The following is a 19057-nucleotide window of genomic DNA, read 5'->3' on the forward strand; positions in this document are numbered from 1 at the left end:
GACCTTGCATATAGGGGACGTGAACCGGGATGGCCGGTGAACCTTTGAACGTTTTGTTTTTGTGCCCGAACAATGCATGTCGGAGCATCATCGCCGAAGCTCTGCTCAATCGCGTCGGGCGGGGGCATTTTCGCGCTTTCAGCGCGGGGCAAAAACCAAGCGGGCAAATCAATCCCTACGTGCGCGAAACGCTCAAGCATGTCGGGTACGACCTGTCCGGCCAAATCCCCAAAAGCTGGGATGTCTTCGTTTCCCACAGCGCGCCGCGTCTGGACGCGGTGATCACGTTGGCCGAGAGCATGAAAGCGGCCAAGTTGCCGATCTGGTATTCCAATCCCGTGCTGGTGCATTGGGATTTCGCCAATCCAGAACTGGTCGAGGGCGAAGACAGCGTGCGCATCGGTGCGTTTCGCCGCTGTTATGGGGACATGGAACAACAAATGCTGAAGGTGGCAGGCATATATGCCGACGGTCTACGCGGCGAAGCTTTGGCGGTCAAATTGCGCGCCATTGCGCCCCAGACGCATCAGACGCGTTAAACGCGCTTCACATAAATGGTGAACTCAGTCAGCGGATAGTCGTCGACGATTTCGACTTCCGGCGACAAGCTCATGGCGAATTCGACGAATTCGTTGCGGTTGGCGTAATAGAGGTCGAGCAACCTTTCCGGCGACGCGCCATCCAGCATATTGAACGCCATCACCTTGGCGGTCTTGTCCCACAGGCGTAACAGGCTGGTTTTGACGTAATCGCCCCAAATGTCGCGCCGGGCCCCGAAGTTCATGTTGTAGGTCCCGGAAACGAACGAATAATCCGCCATTTCGGTGGCGATGGGGCTTTCGATGAAGGTGGCGCGCGGGTCGGTGTGACGAGCTTGGGCTTCCTCGATCATCTTGGGCGAAATGTCGTAGCCATAATAATGTCCTCCCTGCATCATCGGTTGGTCGGCCAGCAGGTCGAACAGCGCGCCGTAGCCGCAGCCCAAGTCGTTGACGGTGATGGGACCGTTCAAATCTTCTTCCGCCACCGCTTGCAACAGCAGTTCGTAGCGCAGCATTTGGCCGTCTTGGTCTTTCCAAAACACCCCGTTGGCCACCGGGCCGCATTGGTTGACGCGGTACGAATAGGCGCGTGAAACCAGGTTGAGCAGTTGGCCGATGTCTTCGGGGGGGGCTTCGGGCATGTCTCTAGGCGTCTTTCGCGTCTTGGAACTGAACCCAGGCGGGTACGTGCGGGCGAACGGTGGCGCCTTCGCAGGTCAAGGCGAGGTCGTCTTTCAACGCATCCAGACGCACCAACGCCAAACCGACGTCGCCGCTGCTGGTTTTCATTTCACCGGCCTCGCGGCCATCGAGTTCGAGGATGGCGCCCGGTTGCGGCGCAGGGCCGTCAATGGTGACCGGCAACAGGCGCTTTTTCACCAAACCGCGATAGCGGGTGCGGGCGGTGAGTTCTTGGCCCATGAAGCAGCCCTTGGTGAAGCTGACGCCATCAAGTTCTTCAAAACCGTTTTCCAGCAACAGCGCTTTGTCGACGCTCATGTCGCGGCTGCCGTCAGCGAGACCCAGTTCCATGCGGCGATGCTCATATGCAGCGTAATCGCCGGTGCTGAGCCCGGCGGCGTCCAGCGCCGAGGTGTCGTTCTTGGGCAACACCGCTCGACATCCCATGTCGAGCAGGCGCGGGTCTGCGAAAAGGACGCCATCGCCCAGCACCTTGCAGGCACCGCGTTCGCTAAAATCGAGACCGTCGAGCACGCCGTAGACCTGATAGTCATCGCTGATGTCGCTGAGTTGCACGTCGGAGCGCAATTTGTACATGCTCAGGCGCTTGAAAAAGTCCGAGCGCCGTTCCCCTTCGCAGTCGAGCACCAGTGCGCCGGCCATTTCAAAGGCGAAAAAGTCGTACATGAACTTGCCCTGCGGGGTGAGAAAGGCCGAATACACCGCGTGCCCGGCATCGACGCGTTTGATGTCTTGAGATATCAGGCCTTGCAGATAATCGCGAGCGTCGGGGCCTTCGATCTTGATCAGACCGCGTGCGGGAAGGGGGCAATAAGTCTTGTCGCTCATGTTCGCAGAACCGCTCTGGTTTGTTCGATGGGGTTTCCCAAAAGGTGGGGCATTCGCGGTCAAATGGCAAGGGCTCTAGGCAATTGATAAGATGGCCCTTATAAAGGCGCAAACTCAGGGGATCGACTGTGAGCCGCATCTTATTCATCACTTCCAACCGATTGGGCGACGCTGTGCTGTCGACGGGCGTGCTGGCGCACCTGCTTGGCGCATATCCCGATGCGCGCACCACGGTGGTGTGCGGCCCGGTGCCCGCTGGCTTGTTCGCAGGCGTACCGGGGTTGGAGCAGGTGATCGAACTGCCCAAGCGCAAGTACAGCCTGCACTGGTGGGAGATGTGGCGAAAGTGCATCGGCAAATGCTGGGATGTGGTGGTCGACCTGCGCAATGCGCCGTTGAGTTATGCGCTGTTTTCCCGGCATCAAATCCATCTGGGCAAGGCCAACAAGAAGCACACTCACCGTGTGGTGGCGCTGGGTTCGTTGCTGGATCTTGCCGACAATCCGCCCGCGCCGAAGCTGTGGACCTTGCCCGAACATGAGGCCGAAGCGGTGCAGATGATTCCCGAAGGTGCGCCGGTTTTGGCGTTGGGGCCAACGGCGAATTGGATCGGAAAGACCTGGGCGGCGGAACGTTTTGTCGAGTTGGCGCTGCGCTTGACGGACGAAAGCGGCATTTTGCCCGGTGCGCGCATCGCGGTGATCGCGCACAGCGCCGAATACGACATGGCCAAACCGGTTTTGGCGGCCCTGCCCAAGGACCGCACGCTCAATCTGGTGGGTGAGGCGCCGTTGGGCACCGTGGCGGCATGCCTGAAACGTTCTGCGTTTTACGTCGGCAACGATTCGGGGCTGATGCACATGGCGGCCGCAGTGGGCGTGCCGACCTTGGGGCTGTTCGGTCCGTCGCGCGAAGAGCACTATGCGCCTTGGGGAGAGCGATGTGCGGCGGTGCGCGGCGATAAAAGTTATGACGCGGTGTTCCCGGACGATTACGATTACCGCAACACCCCGTCCTTGATGGGCGATTTGAGCGTCGAGCAGGCCGAGCGGGCCGCCCGGGAATTGTGGAGCCGAGTGTCTTGAACGAAGTCGCGAGCCCGAAGAAAACGCTGACGGCCCTGGTCGTGGCGCACAACGAAGAAGACAATCTCAAAGCGTGCCTCGACACGTTGAGGTTCGCCGACGAGATCGTGGTGGTTTTGGACAAATGCACCGATGGTTCCAAAGCCATCGCGGCGGGCTACGCCGACAAATTGATCGAAGGCAGCTGGGACATCGAAGGCCCGCGTCGACATGCGGGCATCGATGTGTGCACCAGCGACTGGATTTTGGAAGTCGATGCCGACGAACGGGTCTCGCCGGAACTGGCCGCCGAAATCATGGACAAAATTCAAGCCGCGCCGTTCGGGCATTTTTTGATCCCCTACGACAACTATGTCGGCGATCACTTGGTGCGATACGGTTGGGGCGGTTCGTGGGGCGTCAGCGCCACGGTGCGTCTGTATGCGCGAGGGGCGAAGCTATGGGGGGCGCAACGCGTGCATCCCGGCGTGGAATTGAAAGGCGAACGCATGTGGTTGGAAAACCGCATGATCCATTATGTTGATCGCGACATTTCCGACATGATCCGGCGCTTGGACCGCTATTCGACCGCGCGCGCCAACGATTTACGCGCCTCGGGCAAAATCGGCTCTTTGCCGGACAACATCCGCCGATTGTTTTCGCGGTTTTTCAAGTGCTACATCGGGCGAAAAGGTTACAAGGAAGGTCTGTACGGCTTTCTCATCGCCTTGATGGCGGGGCTGTTTCCGTTGCTGTCTTACATCAAAGCGAAGCTGGAGGACGGCAAGTGAGGGTGATGCAGATCATGGCCGGAGCCGAGTTCGGCGGCGCGGAGGCCTTTTTCGTCCGTCTCGTCATCGGCTTGCATAAAGCCGGGCTCGACCAGCGGGTGCTGATCCGCAATAACCCTCAGCGTGCGAAAACGTTGCGCGATGCAGGGATCGATCCGGTGGAACTGCCGTTCGGCGGACGTTTCGACCTGAAAACCGGGCTGATGATCAAGCGCCAGTTGCGCGCATTTCGTCCCCACGTGGCCTTGAGCTGGATGAACCGCGCCACGTCCAAGATGCCCGCTCGCCGCCCGTCGGATCTGGACTATGTATTGGCGGCGCGCTTGGGTGGTTATTACAATCTCAAATACTATCGCAATTGCGACCATCTGGTGGGCAATACCCAAGACATCTGCGATTACCTGATCAAGGAAGGCTGGCCGGAGGATCGCACCCACTATCTGCCCAACTTTGTCGCCGCCGATCATCGCCCGCCGGCGTCACGGTCCGAGCTGCACATCCCCGAACGCGCCAAAATGATTTTGACCTTGGGACGGCTGCACACCAACAAGGCCTTCGACACCCTGATCCGCGCCATGACCTCGGTGCCGGACGCTTATCTGGTGATCGCGGGCGAAGGCCCCGAACGCGAAGCCTTGACCGAGCTGGCCCACGATTTGGGCGTGCGTCCGCGCATCCGCATGCTGGGGTGGCGCGACGATGTGCCGGAATTGATGGCGGCGTGCGACCTGTTCGTCTGCCCGTCGCGTCACGAACCGCTGGGCAATGTGGTGATCGAAGGCTGGGCGCAGAACCGCCCGGTGGTCGCGGCCGCGAGCCAAGGGCCGACGGCGCTGATCAAGGACGGCCTCGACGGTCTGCTCACCCCCGTCGACGACGCCCCGGCGATGGCGGCGGCGATCAAACGGGTGCTGCAAGACGACACCTTTGCGGGCGATCTGGCCCAAGCCGGGCGCGCGCGATATGAGCGCGAATTTACCGAACAGCAAGTGGTTCAGCGCTATCTCGACTTTTTTCAGGAGATCGCGGGCTGATGTGCGGAATCGCGGGACTGGTCGGCCTGTCAGCGAGCAGCAGCCCCGAGGTGGGGACGAAAGCGGACGTCGTCGAACATTTCGTCGATTCCCTGGCGCACCGCGGTCCCGACGGCCAGGGTGCTTACCGCAATGGTCCGTGCGTGCTGGTGCACACCCGCTTAGCCATCATCGATGTTGAAGGCGGCGATCAGCCGTTCGTGGCGCGGCGCGACGGTGGCGGCGACAACGAAGTGGCGTTGATCGCCAACGGTGAAATCTACAACAATCCCGAACTGCGCGCGCATATGATGTCGACGCCGTTTGCCAGTCAGTCCGACTGCGAGCCGCCGCTGTATCTGTATCTCAAACACGGCTTGGATTATGTCGATCATCTGCGCGGCATGTACGCCATCGCCATCTGGGATGCAGCCCATGAACGGTTGGTGCTGAGCCGCGACCCGTTCGGCATCAAGAACCTCTATTACGCCCACACGCCCCACGGCTTCGCCTTCGCATCCGAACCGCGTGCGCTGATCGCCCCCAAACTGCGCAAGGCCCAGTTGAACGCGGACAAGCGTGACGAATTGTTGCAGCTGCAGTTCACCACCGGGGCGGACACCGCCTTCGCCGGTATCCGCCGCTTGGAACCGGGCGAAACCATCGTGGTGGAAAAGGGCGAGGTCGTCGAACGCCGCCGCCGCGCGGCTTTGCCTGCAGGTGGGCCGCAGCAGATATCGCGCAACACGGCTTTGATGGAACTGGATCGTATCCTCAACGACGTGGTCGGCGTGCATCAACGTTCCGATGTGCCCTATGGCATGTTCTTGTCGGGCGGCATCGATTCGTCGGTGTTGCTGGCGATGATGAGCCGCCTCAACGAACAGCCGGTGACGGCCTTTACCGCAGGCTTTACCGGAACCGCCGTGCCCGACGAGCGCGAACACGCGCGCGAATTGGCGCGTGTGGAGCGGGCCCATCACATCGAGGTCGAATTCGGCGAGCAAGACTTTTGGTCCGAGCTGCCCAGGATCGTTCGGCACATGGACGATCCGGCGGCGGACTATGCGGTTCTGCCGACTTGGAAGTTGGCGCAAACGGCGCGCGCGGAAGGCATCAAGGTGGTGCTGGCGGGCGAGGGCGGGGATGAATTGTTCGGCGGTTATGGCCGTTATCGCGCCGCCAAACGCTGGTTGTTTCCCAAGGAAATGTACCGCAAGGGCATCATGGACGGCCTCGACGTGTTGATCGATGCCGATCCGGCCCGCGCGTGGCGGGCGGGCGTCGCCCAAGCGGGCATCGAGGCGCGGTTGCCGGGACGGACGCGGTTGCAAGTTGCCCAGGCCCAAGATATCGCCACCTGGTTGCCCGGCGACCTGCTGACCAAGGCGGACCGCATGTTGATGGCCCACGGGGTGGAAGGCCGGGTGCCGTTCCTCGATGCCAAACTCGCCGATTTCGTTTTCACTTGGCCTGATCGGTTGAAAATTCATCACGGTCTTGGCAAGGCCACCTTGCGCCATTGGCTGGCCTCGGCGATGCCCGCCGCGCGCCCGTTTTCCAAAAAGCGCGGCTTCACCGTCCCGGTGGGCGAGTGGATCGCGGGGCAAGGCGTGCGCGTTGGCGATTTGGTGGCGGCACAGGAATCCATTCAGGCGGTGTGCAAGCCCGACGCGGTGCGCGACTTGTTCGCGGTGCCCATCGGGCGTCCGGGCAAGGCGGCGTGGACGCTGCTGTTTTACGCCTTGTGGCACAAGATCCATATCGAAGGCGTCGCTCCCGATGGCGATGTTTTCGATGTCTTGAGCGCTTGAGGGCTTTTCAAGCGGTCGGGTTCTTGAGAAGATGAGCGTATGACGGATGACACCACAGCCCCTTTGAACGAGGATCGCTTGCGGGCCGAACACGCAGGCGAGGAAGCTGCCGCCTCAGGCGTTATCTTCCCCGGTTTCGAGCGGGTGCATTTCAAAGAGAACGAGATTATTTTTCGCGAAAACGACAGCGGCGATGCGGCTTATCTGATCGTGCGCGGCCATGTCGAGGTGCGCAAGGGCGTGCATTCGGACGCGCCCCAGACCCTCGGTAAGCTCGGGCGCGGGGACGTGTTCGGCGAATTGGCGATGTTCGACGATTCACCGCGCATGGCCGAGGCCATCGCACGCAGCGGGGTCGAGGCGATCCGCATTTCGCGCGGTGAGTTTCTCAAACGTCTCAACGGCACCGATCCGGTGATGAAGGCGATCGTTTTGTATATGGTCAAGCGCGTGCGCGCCATGTCCGACGAAAAGGTGCGCCACGAAACCCCCAGCTGGGGAAATTGGAGTAAGAACACGTGAATTCCCTGACCATGCGCCGCCCCGACGATTGGCATGTGCATCTGCGCGACGGCGACATGATGAAAGCCGTTTTGCCCTACACCGCCAAGCAGTTCGGGCGCGCCATCGTGATGCCGAATTTGGTGCCGCCGGTGACCGCCGCCGCCGATGCCCAGGCGTATCGCGAACGCATCCGTGCGGCGTTGCCCGAAGGCTCGACGTTCGAGCCGTTGATGACGGCGTATCTCACCGACAACACCGATGCGGACGATCTGGCGGCCGGTTTCAAGGACGGCGTATTTGCGGCCGCGAAGCTCTATCCGGCGGGCGCGACCACCAATTCCGATAGCGGCGTGACGGACATCCGCAACCTCGACGCGGTGTTGGAGCGCATGGAAGAAATCGGCATGCCGCTGCTGGTTCACGGTGAAGTGACCGATGCGGACATCGATATCTTCGATCGCGAACACGTGTTCATCCATCGGGTGATGGAACCCACCCTGGCCCGGTTCCAGGGTTTGAAGGTGGTGTTCGAACACATCACCACCTCGGTGGCGGTGGACTTCGTACGCAGCCAAGGCCCGCGGGTAGGCGCGACCATCACCGTGCATCACCTGATGATCAACCGTACCGACATCTTTCGCGGCGGCATTCGCCCGCATCTGTATTGCTTGCCGGTGGCCAAGCGCGAACAGCATCGCTTGGCGCTGCGCGAAGCGGCGACATCGGGTGAGGCGCAGTTCTTTCTGGGCACCGACACCGCACCGCATGCGATCAGCGCCAAGGAAGCCGCATGCGGCTGTGCGGGCATTTTTTCCGCGCCGACGGCGGTGGAACTTTACGCCCAGGTGTTCGATGAAGAACAAGCCTTGGACCGCTTCGAGGCGTTCGCCAGCCTCAACGGTCCGGCGTTCTATGGGCTGAAGCCAAACGCCGAGACGGTGACCCTGACACGCGACCCCTGGACCGTGCCGGGCGACGTCGCGGTTGTAGGTGGTGGTTCGGTCAAGCCGTTTATGGCTGGCGAAACCATCAACTGGCGCTTATCTGTTTGACCATACACATTTTTGACGGAGACCTCCCATGACGTCCGAGACCCAGTTCAAGGCCCTTGTGCTCGACCAAAACGAAGAGGGCAAGGTGAGCGGTTCGTTCCAGACCCTGGACAATGCCCGCCTGCCCGATGCCGACACCACCATCGCGGTGAAATATTCGTCCCTCAATTACAAGGACGGCATGATCATGAACGGCATCGGCAAGCTGGTGCGCGACTATCCGCACGTGCCGGGCGTCGATTTCGTCGGTGTGGTGGAAGACTGCACCTCGGGCAAATTCCAGCCCGGCGATGAAGTCATCTGCACCGGCTGGCGGGTCGGCGAAGTGTGGTGGGGCGGTTTCGCCACCCGTGCGCGGGTCAAATCGGAATGGCTGGTGCCGGTGCCGGACGGTCTCACGATGCAGCAGACCATGTCCATAGGCACCGCCGGTCTGACGGCGATGATGTCGTTGATGGCGCTGGAAGAACACGGCCTGAGCCCCGATGCCGAAGGCGAAGTGCTGATCACCGGCGCGGCCGGCGGCGTCGGCAGCGTGTGCGTGGCGTTGCTGTCCAACCTGGGCTACCGGGTGGCTGCGGGCACCGGGCGCGAAAGCACCCACCAGTACCTCAAGGATCTCGGCGCGACCACGCTGATTTCTCGCGAAGAACTGGAAGAAGCGCCGCGCGGGCCGCTTTCAAAAGCACGCTGGGCAGGCGCCATCGACAACGTCGGCGGTAAAATTCTCGGCAACCTGCTGGGCGCGTTGAATTCCAACGCCAGCTGTGCCGCGGTCGGCAACGTCGCGGGCTTCACGTTCGAAGCCTCGGTCCTGCCGTTCTTGCTGCGCGGGGTGAATCTTTTGGGCATCGACAGCGTCAATTGCCCGACCGAACGGCGCATCGTCGCGTGGAACCGTCTGGCGAAAGAATTGCCGCTGGATAAGCTCGATCCGATGATCGAAGTGCATCCGCTTGGCGATCTGTTGGATCTGGGCGGTGCGATCTTGAAAGGCCAAGTGCGCGGTCGCGCGGTGATCGACGTGAACGCCTAAGTCAGCCAGCTAGGATCTCGACATGCAAAAAGGGGAGGCTCAGGCCTCCCCTTCGTCGTTCGATGTCGTCGCTTGTCGTCAGTCGCCGAAATCGCCCTTGGCGGCGCGGGGGTGGCAGGCTTGGCAGTTGGCCCAGGTTTTGGCGCGATCCATGGCGCGTTTGCTCACTTCACGGCGATGTTCGCCGATAAACCAGCGCTGTTCTGAAATGCGCAGAATGCCGCTGTCGCCGCGACCGGCGTTGGCGGTGAGATAGGCGGTGATGTGCTGACGGGTGGCGTCGTCGAGGGTGGCATCTTCACCGAAATGGTTGGATAGGTTGCCCATCATGGTGTTCCACGATCCTGCCGGCAGGAATGTCGCCGGATAGGCCATGTGGCAGTCGCCGCATTCCTTGGCCGTCACCGGATCTTGAACGGTGAAGCGCGGGCTGGCGCCGGATGCTTTGGCCTCACCGATCGGCAGCAGGGCCGGGGTGGCGTAAGCGATGGTTGCGGCAACGCCCAACATGGCCAGGGCCTTGGCGCGGGTTACCTTTTTAAGGGGGCTGGACATGTTCGGTTCTCCATCAAGAGCCCCGTAAGGGGCATGGTGTCACAAGACGCCGCTCGCAAAATCTATCGATTGCACGACATCTTAGAATGAATTTTCGGTATTATGGCATGCGTATTCTGAAGGGGCACTGAAGTTCGCGTTCAGGTTCGGTTCAGGAAAACCCTGCGAAATACGCCCGATCGAAGAGGCAACACGAAGGATTTTGGGGTGAATATCGATTTTCGAACAACCGTCATCGCCCGCCACGCAGAAACCCAATTTCGCGAAGTGGGCGACGAAATCTATCTGGTTCACCCCGATGGCGAGCAGATTTACAACCTTAATCCCATGGCGGCCGCCTTGTGGCGGCTGATCAGCGAACCGATGACCATGGCCGACATGGCCGAAATCGTCCATGCCGCCTTTCCAATCTTGTCGGAAAACAAGGTCAATGCGGACGTCCAGGCGGTGATGACCGAGCTTCTCAACCTGGGTTTCGCCACCGCGAAACCCTAATCCCGATTTTGCCGCAAAGCGGGCTTGACGCCTCGCTCGCGATGCCTTAATTACGGCGCAACCCATATGGCTGGATAGCTCAGCTGGTTAGAGCGCGGCACTCATAATGCCGAGGTCGGCAGTTCAAGTCTGCCTCCAGCTACCACTTCTTAATAGGAATGCCCCGTAAGTTGTTGAAACTACGGGGCATTTCTTTTGTTTTCGTTCTATTTGTCGGAATTAAGTCATTTATAGGAATGTAGCAAAAACAATGAATTATACATGGTCGATGGTAGCTGGTTAGTTTAACCAGCTACCATTTAAATGGGATTGGAAGAAGTTGTTGTGAGTTCTGAACGTTCGTTATCAACGTTTCTTTGGAGCTTTTGGCTTGGCAATTTTCTAGATAGCCCATTTGCCTGTGAGCTTTCCTCTACGACCTGCCTAGCCAATAAGTCGATTATTTGTGAAATAGGATCGGGTATGGATGAGAGCTGCTTTGCTTTTTCGACAGCACTCAGTTGTTTATCATGAACAGAAATGTTCACGATCGAGCCGTTTTTACCAATTTTTCTAACTTGTCGATGTCGTTCCAACGAACAGCTCCATCTGGTAAGTTTTGTGCCGGGTCAATAAGAGCTTTTAAGAGCTGTGCGACCTTTTCATATGCTTCGCCTCCTTCTCGGAGTTCCAGAACAGCATTGTATGGTTTGTCAGATCGGTTTTCTGTCTTGAGGTACGCTGTTTCAAAATTGGTTATCGAAGCTACTAGCTGTATTTTTGAACTGTCATGAGCTGCGTTCACGACATCTAGAATATTTGAATTGATTGCCCAGGCTGGGTTCTTGTTGCCAGATGCTGCCAGTGGAGTATCTGAATCGTGTAAAATTGAATAACCAGTTTTGAACTGATTTAGGACTTTGCAAAGTGATGCGATTGTTGCTTTGCCTCTAGCGCGAACAATGTGAACATTTGGATAGTCACCACCGAGTTCACTTGCAACGAGTTTGAATGCTGAATACTCGGTGTCCCCTTCAACTAAAATTACATTTCCGCCAAAGAAAAATTCTGCGACATATGGGTCGCACAAGTTAAGAATTTTAAAATTGTCCTTGTCATCTTTGTCAAAGACCGAACTGTCTGGCCGAAAAATTGTCGTGCCATTGACTACACCCGAAGCATCACGTTCTACCCTTGCCACCTTCGTGTGGTCTTGTGTGAAATCAATGAAGATCGGAGAGTGGGTGGTAAGCATAACTTGCCAATTTAATTCGTGAGCCAAGTTATACAGCGTGTCGCGTGCCTCGCGGATTGCCTTTGGATGAAGACAAAGCTCCGGCTCATCAATGAGTAGAAGTCTTGGGCGTGCGCTTTTCGTTTCATTATGTTGTGAAAGTACTTTTAATGCGGCCCAGAGAAGGGTGCGTTGGGCACCGCTTCCTTGACGCGAGATGGGGAGCATCTCATCTTCTGGCCCCATAAAAAGATCACCTGAGGCACTGAAGAATAAGTCAGGGCTAACCTTTGTGAGCTCAGCTTCTGGCTTAAACTCGACTTTGTATCCAGGAAACACTTTTTCGATTATGTCGGACAACTGTTGCGAAATGACAGCAATGTCAAACTTTGCTGATTCAGCAACATTATCGTGGAAAACTTCTACGAACTCAATCAGTTGTTCGAGGTCTGTCTTTTCATTGTCTTCCTCGCTTTTATAAAGAGATGCCTTTGCCTTAAGAATGTCCCGTGCAACTTTGTTCACTTCTTTTGCTTGGTCTTCAGGAGACTGGAATGCATGTACTGATATTGGTGTTGGTCTTCGGGATTTTGCAATATTAGCAGGGCCAAATGGGCGAGCAGGTTTGTCATCAGATGTAGCCCATCGTCCTTCTTTGGGGAGGAAACCATAAATTTGGGGATCAACATTAACATCGGTCCAGGTGAACTTTTCTTGGATTAGAAAAGTACCATCCGAATTATCGACCCATTGGTCTCCTACGCCCGCATCGTTCTCAACCAGAGTCTCAACAATAACTGTAGGCAAGCGATCATCATTTACGTTGAGGTTCGGAAAGTCCTCGCGCTTCAACTGTGCATTCTTGCCGCTACCATGCATGATGGTCTCATAGGCTCTCAAAATTGAGCTTTTGCCGGAGTTATTGGGACCGACTAACACCACGATGTCATCAATTTCAATTTCTACAGGAGTGGCGCCAATACCCCGAAAATTGGAAATTTTGATTTTACGAATTTTGCCTTCTGGTGCTGGATCTGAATTTGCAGCTTTTGCCATGAATGCCTCTTTGCAACAATGCATCTTATAGGAGTTTGATTTGTTGTGTTGGATAGCTTAGGGTTGATGAAGAGGCGGTGTCTAATTAAATTGTTTGGCATTCACGTGTTAGTATTTCAGGAAGCAGACAGATTGTTGAATATTGAACTTGGTATCACTGAGTAGATTTTTGTATTTTTTTATAAATATCAACGACTTCAATAAAAGGTCGGTTCTGGTTGTAACGGTCTCCAGCTACCATTAAAAAAGCCCCGCAACCTCAAGAGGTTGCGGGGCTTTTGCATGGGGTGTGCTCAAAACTTGAAGTCGGGCAGGGAGCAGAACGCTTGGCGCAGGGCCTCGCCCCATCCGTCCGAGATGGACTGGAAATAGGGGTCGTTCAGTTCGATCCGCTTGGTTTGGCCGACGTTGAAGCTGTTCGTTTCATAGATTTGCAGATCAAGCGGGAGGCCCACCGACAGGTTGGCCTTGACGGTGGAATCGAACGACACCATCAGCAGCTTGATGGCGTCTTCGAAGCTCATGTCGGGATCGTAGGCGCGCACCAGGATGGGGCGGCCGTATTTGGTTTCGCCGATCTGAAAAAAGGGCGTGTCGGCGGAGGCTTCGATAAAGTTGCCTTCCGGATAGATCATGAACAGCCTGGGGTCGCCGGTGGAAACCTGACCGCCCAAAATCAGAGTGGCGTTGAAGGCCGAGTCGGCCGTTTGCCCCGACTGGGCGTTGGCTTGAATGACCTCGCGCACCAAGTCGCCGATGATCTGCGCGACTTGAAACATCGACGGCGCTTCGAGGATCGAAGGTGCGCGGTCGGCGGGCGCTTTGCTGCGCTCGTCAAGCAGACTGACGACGGCTTGGGTGGTGGCCAGGTTGCCCGCCGCCATCAGGGTGATGACGCGTTCGCCAGGCACCGACCAAGTGAACATTTTTTGAAAGGTGGCAATGTTGTCGACGCCCGCGTTGGTGCGCGTGTCGGACATAAAAACCAAGCCCCGATTGAGGCGCATGCCGACGCAATAAGTCATGGTTATACCGTCCAGGCTAATTATGGCGCGATGTTACTGCTGAACCTGGAGCGACACAATCATCGATTCATCGCTGTCGCCAAAGCGCAAACCGGAAATCGGCGCGGCCTCTTTGTAGTCGAGGCCCGTGGCGATGCGCACATAGCGTTCGTCGGGGGAAATGTTGTTGGAGACGTCGAAGCCGACCCATCCGATACCGGCCAGGTAAGCTTCGGCCCAGGCGTGGGTGGCGTCCTGATCGACGCGATCGTCCATCATCAGATAGCCGCTGACATAGCGGGCCGGATAGTCCATCAGGCGCGCGGCGGCAATGAAGATGTGGGCGTGGTCTTGGCAAACCCCGTGACCATGGCTCAGCGCTTCTTCCGCGGTGGTTTCGGAATGGGTTTTTCCGGTTTCGTACGTAACCGTTTCTGAAATCAACCCAGACAAGGCGTGTAGGCGCTGGATGTCGCCGTCGAAGGCGGTGCCGAGTGTCTTGACCAGCTTGGCGAGTTTGGGGCCGGGCTGTGTCAGCGGCGTGTGTTTTTTGAAAAACCACAGCGGCGCAAATCCGCGATGTTCGCCGACGATGCCGTGGGTGTCGCTGGTTGTCACTTCCCCTTCGGAATGGATCGTCAGTTCGGTTTGGCCATCCTTGACGCTGACCAGCATGACGTTGTTGTTGTGCTGGTCGACGAATTCGAGTTCCTTGGCGCCGCCTTCGATGGTGGTGCGCCAGCTGACGACCTGTTGCTCGTTGCGCGATGGCGGCGTGAGGCGGACCTGTTGCAACGCATAATGCACCGGCTCGTCGTATTGATATTTGGTGATGTGCGAAATCTTGAGCTGCATAAGCCTGTCCGTAAAGAGCGTTACCCGTAAAAACGGTAGTCTTGCTCGATCTGATTGCCCAGCTGGGTGTTGTCGCGAATGAAATCGACGATGAACTCGTGGAGCCCGGTGTCGAAAATGGTGTCGATCGGGGTGTCCTTCAGGCGCCGGTAAATGGCGTTGGAGTGGTCGTACGACGGCAGGTGCAGACCATAATCGTCTTTAAGGTACGTGAGATTGTCGACGATCTTGGCGTAGCAGAACGCCAACGAACGTGGCAGCCGGGTGTCGCGAATGAGAAAGTCGGCGATCCAGGTCGGATTGATGTCGCCGGGATTGAGCCAGCGGTACGCACGCTGAGCCGAAACCGAACGCAAAATCGATTCCCACTGCACGTTGTCGAGCGACGAGCCGACGAACGACGCCGACGGCAGCAAGACGTAATACTTCACATCGAGGATGCGCGAGGTGTTGTCGGCGCGTTCCAAAAAGGTGCCGAGGCGCGCGAAGTCATAAATGTCGTTGCGCAGCATGGTGCCGTGAAGCGCGCCGCGCACCAGCGAGCTTTGCTGGCGCACCGTGCCGAGGGTATCGGGAAGATCCCGTTCGTTGATCGGCTTGGCGAGAAGGTCTTTGAGGGTGATCCAGCATTCGTTGGTGGCTTCCCACACTTCGCGGGTCAAGGCGGTGCGCACCATGCGGGCATTGTTGCGGGCGTTTTCGACCACCGACAACACGCTGGCCGGATTGGTGCGGTCGCGCAGCAAGAAGTCGATGACGTTGGCGGCTTCGTAGCGATCATAGGCGTTGGTGAACTGCTGCTGAGAGCCCGCGGCGGAAACCACCGACGCCCATTCGTCTTCGGCCGCGGCCGAGCGCGTCAACGCCATGCGAAAACCCGCTTCGATGAGACGGGCGGTGTTTTCGCTGCGTTCAAGATAGCGGAACATCCAAAAGAGACCGCCTGCGGTTTTGCCGAGCATGGCTGCGCTATTCCTCCAAAACCCAGGTGTCCTTGGTGCCGCCGCCCTGGCTGGAATTGACCACCAGCGAACCTTCTTTCAGCGCAACCCGCGTCAAGCCGCCCGGCGTGATGTTGATCTTGTTGGGCGACACCAAGACAAACGGCCTGAGGTCGACATGGCGGGGCGAGAGACCTTTTTTGGTCAAAATAGGCACGGTCGAAAGCGACAGCGTCGGTTGGGCGATGTAGTTTCCGGGCTTGGCCTTGAGTTTGCTGGTGAAGGCGGCCAGTTCCTTTTTGCTGGCGGCCGGGCCGACCAACATGCCGTAGCCGCCCGATCCGTGGACTTCCTTGACCACCAGTTCGGTGAGATGGTCGAGCACATACGCCAGCGCCTCCGGCTCGGCGCAGCGCCATGTCGGGACGTTTTTCAGGATGGCTTTTTCACCGGTGTAGAACTCGACGATTTCCGGGATGTAGGAATAGATCGCCTTGTCGTCGGCGATGCCGGTGCCGGGGGCGTTGGCGATGGTGATGCCGCCCGCGCGGTAGACATCCATGATGCCCGGCACGCCCAAAAGAGAATTGGGATTGAAGTTCAGAGGGTCGAGAAATTCATCGTCCACGCGCCGATACAAAACGTCGATGGGTTCATAGCCCAACGTGGTGCGCATCGCGACGCGCCCATCCACCACGCGCAGGTCGTGCCCTTCGACCAGTTCCGCGCCCATTTGATCGGCCAAAAAGGCATGCTCGAAATACGCCGAGTTGTGAATGCCGGGGGTGAGCACCGCGACCAGAGGACGGCTGCGCACGCAGGCCGAGGGCGCGCAAGCGCCAAGAGAGCGGCGCAGATTGGTCGGATAATCGCTGACCGGTTGCACTTTCACCTTGGCGAACAGTTCGGGGAACATGTGCAGCATCGTTTCGCGGTTTTCCAGCATGTAGGAAACCCCGGACGGCGTGCGCGCGTTGTCTTCGAGAACGAAAAACTCATCCTCGCCCGTGCGCACGATGTCGGTGCCGACGATATGCGTGTAGACGTTGCCCGGTGGCGAGACGCCGATCATTTGCGGCAAGAAGGCATCGTTTTGTGCGATCAGTTCCGCAGGGATGCGTCCGGCACGGATGATTTCCTGGCGGTGGTAAAGATCATGCAGGAAGGCGTTGATGGCGCGCACGCGTTGCTCGATGCCGCGCGACAAGCGGCTCCATTCGCGTTCTGAAATGATGCGCGGAATGACGTCGAAGGGGATCAGCCGTTCGGCGGCTTGTTCCTGGCCGTAGACGTTGAAGGTGATGCCGGTTCGTCGGAAGAAGGCTTCTGATTCTGCTGTTTTCTTCTTCAATCGGCTGGGGTTTTCCCCATCCATCCAATTGCGGTAAACCTTGTATGGCTCTCGGACGCTTTCGTCCGCGCCAGACATTTCGTCGAATGGCCTGATTGAATCACTCATGCGGCAATATTAGACGAAACAAAAAATTGCACAAGTTGTAGTCGCTCTAAAAAAATGGAAGATTGTCGATTAATTATTGGGCAGTTTTCAAGGGCGACCCGGGGGCGTCTGTCGAGAAAATTCATGGACAGATGCGGGCAGCGAAGGTGCTTGCCCCACTTTGCGTGAATATGGGAATATGGTGATGCGCTTGACGAGACAGGAGGAACGACCATGAAGATTGCAATTTCGGCCATCAGAAATTGCGCCGTTACCTTGTTGAGCGTGCTGTTCTTGATGTCGGCGCCTTATGCCCAGGCCGAAGACTTAGCGCAGCCGACAGGGCAAATCCTTTTGACCGTTGACGGCAATGTCGCCAACGCCAACCGAGGCGATGGCAAGGCGGCCGTTTTCGACCGTGCGCAGCTCGAGGCGTTGGGCCTGCACACGTTGGTGACCAGCAATCCTTTCATCGAAGGCGTGCACACGTTCGAAGGACCTTTGTTGGCGGATGTTTTGGGTCAAGCCGGCGCCAAGGGCGAGGTGATTCAGGCTCGCGCCTTAGATGGTTACAACGTCGATATTCCCTATGCGATCGTGCAGAAATATCCGGTTGTCCTCGCCATGAAAATGGACGGCAAGGCGATGCGGGTGCGGTCCAAGGGGCCTTTGTGGATCATCCTTCCCGTCGATCAACACGAAGATTTGAAAGCCGAAAGTTATAGCGGGTATTCCATCTGGCAATTGACGACGTTGACCGTGAAGTAGTGCTTATGGACGCTCGCAGCCGCGGTAAACTTTTAGCTTCCGTTTTTGGTCTGCTCACCGTTTCCTTTTTGGGACTGGTGTTGTTCGCGTTCGTGCTTTTGAAAGATCAGCAAGACAACCTGCGTCAAAAGACTTATGACGAAACCGGCATGGCGGCGGTCCAGATCCGTCTGCATTACGAAGCATTGATGGGGAGTTTGGCGCAGGTAGAGGCTACCCATCTTGGTCCCGCCGTCGACGATGTGGTGTTGCAGTTTGATATCTTGTTCGAACGCCTCACGTCGTTGCCCAGCCGGCCCTCCTACGATATCTTGCTCGATGAGGAAACTTTGGCCATTCAAGCCAAGGCTCTGAACGTTCTGACGTCTCTGCTGCCCAATATCGACCGTGCCGCCGAGGGCGATGTGGAGGCATTGAGGGGCTTGTACGCAAAACTAGCGCCGTTGCGCCTGTCCATCGAACGCTTAGCCCACAAGCCAGTGCAAATCGCATCCGAGCGCCGCGCGGCATTGACCAAAAGCTTCGAGAATATTGCTGGTTGGTTTTATTGGGTGATCGGCGGGTTGGTGATGTCGGGGGGCGGGTTCGCCGTGATCATCTGGCGCCAACAGACCGTGGCCGTGCGTCGTCAAGCCGAATTGAAGGAACTATCTGGCCAATTGGAATCCGCCCTTGTCGCCGCCGAGGCCGGCAGTCGCGCGAAATCCGATTTTATGGGGCATATGTCCCATGAACTGCGCACCCCGATGAACGCCGTGTTGGGCTTCGCGCAATTGTTGGAAATCAGCAAGCTGGACGAATCTCAAGCGAAGTCGGTGAAGCATATTCTACGCAGTGGCAATCTTTTGGTGCACTTGATCGACCAGGTGTTGGAGCTCAACAAGATCGAAACCGGTCATGTGACGATCAATCGGGCAACGGTGCCGGTCGCACCGTTGATCGATGAATGCATGGCGTTGATGGGTGTGATGGCGCAAGAACGTCACGTGGCGTTGAACGTACAACCGCCCGACGTGCCGGTGAATGAAGTGGTAACGGATGCCAGCAGGTTGCAGCAGATTTTGGTGAACCTGATGTCCAACGCCATCAAATACAATCGCGAAGGCGGACAGGTAACGGTATCGTGGGGCGCAATCCCCGGGGAGCGCGTACGGTTTAGCGTGGCCGATACCGGAGAAGGGATCGAGCCGGGTCAAGAGGACAAAATCTTTCTCCCCTTCAATCGCTTGGGCCGGGAAACTCAAAACATTGAAGGCACGGGCATCGGCCTCACCATCACCATGAAACTGGTGAAGATACTCGGCGGGGATATCGGTTACAAAAGCACCCCAGGGGAAGGCACAACATTTTGGTTCGATCTGCCCCTGACGTGATCAAACATCCAAA

The 19057-nt window shown here is 57.6% G+C and carries 19 protein-coding genes and 1 tRNA gene; 12 read left to right on the forward strand and 8 right to left on the reverse strand.

Features of this window, described 5'->3' with window-relative positions; translation table 11 throughout:
* Positions 1-29 precede the first annotated feature (29 nt).
* Positions 30-539, forward strand: a complete 510-nt coding sequence (locus VIN96_RS06000) for an arsenate reductase ArsC (protein ID WP_331894648.1) — start codon at positions 30-32, stop codon at positions 537-539.
* Here VIN96_RS06000 and VIN96_RS06005 read toward each other — a convergent pair.
* Together VIN96_RS06005 and VIN96_RS06010 are read right to left on the reverse strand one after the other, a co-directional pair.
* A complete protein-coding gene (locus tag VIN96_RS06005) occupies positions 536-1183 on the reverse strand; it encodes a class I SAM-dependent methyltransferase (RefSeq protein WP_331894650.1) in 648 nt (215 codons plus the stop codon). The genes VIN96_RS06000 and VIN96_RS06005 overlap by 4 nt on opposite strands.
* A 4-nt stretch (positions 1184-1187) precedes the next feature.
* Positions 1188-2072: a folate-binding protein gene (locus tag VIN96_RS06010; protein WP_331894651.1), complete on the reverse strand. Its 885-nt coding sequence runs from the start codon at positions 2070-2072 to the stop codon at positions 1188-1190.
* A 128-nt stretch (positions 2073-2200) separates the two neighbouring features.
* Between VIN96_RS06010 and VIN96_RS06015 the strand changes: the two genes are divergently transcribed.
* From VIN96_RS06015 to VIN96_RS06045, 7 genes are read left to right on the forward strand one after another with little or no spacing between them, the layout of a single operon-like run.
* Positions 2201-3157, forward strand: a complete 957-nt coding sequence (locus VIN96_RS06015) for a glycosyltransferase family 9 protein (protein WP_331894653.1) — start codon at positions 2201-2203, stop codon at positions 3155-3157.
* Complete coding sequence (locus VIN96_RS06020) at positions 3154-3927, forward strand: glycosyltransferase family 2 protein (RefSeq protein ID WP_331894655.1); 774 nt, start codon at positions 3154-3156, stop codon at positions 3925-3927. Before VIN96_RS06015 ends, VIN96_RS06020 begins: the two co-directional genes overlap by 4 nt.
* Positions 3928-3941: 14 nt before the next feature.
* Positions 3942-4961 (forward strand): glycosyltransferase, encoded by a 1020-nt coding sequence (locus tag VIN96_RS06025; RefSeq protein WP_331894656.1) that lies wholly within the window; start codon positions 3942-3944, stop codon positions 4959-4961.
* Positions 4961-6754, forward strand: coding sequence for an asparagine synthase (glutamine-hydrolyzing) (gene asnB, locus VIN96_RS06030; protein ID WP_331894658.1), 1794 nt, complete (start codon positions 4961-4963; stop codon positions 6752-6754). Before VIN96_RS06025 ends, asnB begins: the two co-directional genes overlap by 1 nt.
* 39 nt (positions 6755-6793) lie before the next feature.
* A complete protein-coding gene (locus tag VIN96_RS06035; protein ID WP_331894660.1) occupies positions 6794-7276 on the forward strand; it encodes a cyclic nucleotide-binding domain-containing protein in 483 nt (160 codons plus the stop codon).
* The gene (gene pyrC, locus VIN96_RS06040; RefSeq protein WP_331894662.1) at positions 7273-8310 is read left to right on the forward strand and encodes a dihydroorotase; all 1038 of its coding nucleotides are present in this window, start codon (positions 7273-7275) and stop codon (positions 8308-8310) included. Before VIN96_RS06035 ends, pyrC begins: the two co-directional genes overlap by 4 nt.
* A 28-nt stretch (positions 8311-8338) precedes the next feature.
* Positions 8339-9346, forward strand: coding sequence for an MDR family oxidoreductase (locus tag VIN96_RS06045; RefSeq protein WP_331894664.1), 1008 nt, complete (start codon positions 8339-8341; stop codon positions 9344-9346).
* Positions 9347-9424: 78 nt separating this feature from the next.
* On the opposite strand, the gene VIN96_RS06050 is transcribed toward VIN96_RS06045, so the two are convergent.
* The gene (locus VIN96_RS06050; RefSeq protein ID WP_331894665.1) at positions 9425-9901 is read right to left on the reverse strand and encodes a cytochrome C; all 477 of its coding nucleotides are present in this window, start codon (positions 9899-9901) and stop codon (positions 9425-9427) included.
* Between the two features lie 207 nt (positions 9902-10108).
* On the opposite strand from VIN96_RS06050, the gene VIN96_RS06055 reads away from it, so the two are divergent.
* Both VIN96_RS06055 and VIN96_RS06060 read left to right on the forward strand, forming a co-directional pair.
* Positions 10109-10396: a PqqD family peptide modification chaperone gene (locus VIN96_RS06055; protein WP_331894666.1), complete on the forward strand. Its 288-nt coding sequence runs from the start codon at positions 10109-10111 to the stop codon at positions 10394-10396.
* A gap of 68 nt (positions 10397-10464) precedes the next feature.
* Positions 10465-10541, forward strand: a tRNA-Met gene (locus tag VIN96_RS06060).
* Positions 10542-10919: 378 nt separating this feature from the next.
* Here the strand turns inward: VIN96_RS06060 and VIN96_RS06065 are convergent.
* From VIN96_RS06065 to VIN96_RS06085, 5 genes are all read right to left on the reverse strand, one after another.
* A complete protein-coding gene (locus VIN96_RS06065; RefSeq protein WP_331894668.1) occupies positions 10920-12665 on the reverse strand; it encodes an ATP-dependent nuclease in 1746 nt (581 codons plus the stop codon).
* 293 nt (positions 12666-12958) lie between these two features.
* Positions 12959-13690: a proteasome-type protease gene (locus VIN96_RS06070; RefSeq protein WP_331894670.1), complete on the reverse strand. Its 732-nt coding sequence runs from the start codon at positions 13688-13690 to the stop codon at positions 12959-12961.
* A gap of 33 nt (positions 13691-13723) precedes the next feature.
* Positions 13724-14524 carry a transglutaminase family protein gene (locus VIN96_RS06075; protein ID WP_331894672.1) on the reverse strand — a complete coding sequence of 267 codons (801 nt, stop codon included), beginning with the start codon at positions 14522-14524 and terminating at the stop codon, positions 13724-13726.
* Positions 14525-14544: 20 nt separating this feature from the next.
* Positions 14545-15486 carry an alpha-E domain-containing protein gene (locus tag VIN96_RS06080; RefSeq protein WP_331894674.1) on the reverse strand — a complete coding sequence of 314 codons (942 nt, stop codon included), beginning with the start codon at positions 15484-15486 and terminating at the stop codon, positions 14545-14547.
* A 7-nt stretch (positions 15487-15493) separates the two neighbouring features.
* Positions 15494-16924, reverse strand: a complete 1431-nt coding sequence (locus VIN96_RS06085) for a circularly permuted type 2 ATP-grasp protein (protein ID WP_414675594.1) — start codon at positions 16922-16924, stop codon at positions 15494-15496.
* Positions 16925-17137: 213 nt separating this feature from the next.
* Here VIN96_RS06085 and VIN96_RS06090 point away from each other — a divergent pair, with 213 nt between their 5' ends.
* Together VIN96_RS06090 and VIN96_RS06095 are read left to right on the forward strand one after the other, a co-directional pair.
* Entirely contained in the window at positions 17138-17671 is a 534-nt protein-coding gene (locus VIN96_RS06090; protein ID WP_331894677.1) for a molybdopterin-dependent oxidoreductase, read from the forward strand.
* Between the two features lie 5 nt (positions 17672-17676).
* Positions 17677-19044, forward strand: coding sequence for a sensor histidine kinase (locus VIN96_RS06095; RefSeq protein WP_331894679.1), 1368 nt, complete (start codon positions 17677-17679; stop codon positions 19042-19044).
* Positions 19045-19057: the final 13 nt, after the last annotated feature.

It is taken from the genome of Magnetovibrio sp., from assembly GCF_036568125.1.
Classification (GTDB): Bacteria; Pseudomonadota; Alphaproteobacteria; order Rhodospirillales; family Magnetovibrionaceae; genus Magnetovibrio.

Bases quoted from the DNA above. Each gene is read 5' to 3' on its own strand.
- VIN96_RS06000 (WP_331894648.1), top strand. From the start codon at position 30: ATGGCCGGTGAACCTTTGAACGTTTTGTTTTTGTGCCCGAACAATGCA.
- VIN96_RS06005 (WP_331894650.1), bottom strand. From the start codon at position 1,183: ATGCCCGAAGCCCCCCCCGAAGACATCGGCCAACTGCTCAACCTGGTT.
- VIN96_RS06010 (WP_331894651.1), bottom strand. From the start codon at position 2,072: ATGAGCGACAAGACTTATTGCCCCCTTCCCGCACGCGGTCTGATCAAG.
- VIN96_RS06025 (WP_331894656.1), top strand. From the start codon at position 3,942: ATGGCCGGAGCCGAGTTCGGCGGCGCGGAGGCCTTTTTCGTCCGTCTC.
- asnB (WP_331894658.1), top strand. From the start codon at position 4,961: ATGTGCGGAATCGCGGGACTGGTCGGCCTGTCAGCGAGCAGCAGCCCC.
- VIN96_RS06035 (WP_331894660.1), top strand. From the start codon at position 6,794: ATGACGGATGACACCACAGCCCCTTTGAACGAGGATCGCTTGCGGGCC.
- VIN96_RS06045 (WP_331894664.1), top strand. From the start codon at position 8,339: ATGACGTCCGAGACCCAGTTCAAGGCCCTTGTGCTCGACCAAAACGAA.
- VIN96_RS06050 (WP_331894665.1), bottom strand. From the start codon at position 9,901: ATGTCCAGCCCCCTTAAAAAGGTAACCCGCGCCAAGGCCCTGGCCATG.
- VIN96_RS06065 (WP_331894668.1), bottom strand. From the start codon at position 12,665: ATGGCAAAAGCTGCAAATTCAGATCCAGCACCAGAAGGCAAAATTCGT.
- VIN96_RS06070 (WP_331894670.1), bottom strand. From the start codon at position 13,690: ATGACTTATTGCGTCGGCATGCGCCTCAATCGGGGCTTGGTTTTTATG.
- VIN96_RS06075 (WP_331894672.1), bottom strand. From the start codon at position 14,524: ATGCAGCTCAAGATTTCGCACATCACCAAATATCAATACGACGAGCCG.
- VIN96_RS06080 (WP_331894674.1), bottom strand. From the start codon at position 15,486: ATGCTCGGCAAAACCGCAGGCGGTCTCTTTTGGATGTTCCGCTATCTT.
- VIN96_RS06085 (WP_414675594.1), bottom strand. From the start codon at position 16,924: ATGAGTGATTCAATCAGGCCATTCGACGAAATGTCTGGCGCGGACGAA.
- VIN96_RS06090 (WP_331894677.1), top strand. From the start codon at position 17,138: ATGAAGATTGCAATTTCGGCCATCAGAAATTGCGCCGTTACCTTGTTG.
- VIN96_RS06095 (WP_331894679.1), top strand. From the start codon at position 17,677: ATGGACGCTCGCAGCCGCGGTAAACTTTTAGCTTCCGTTTTTGGTCTG.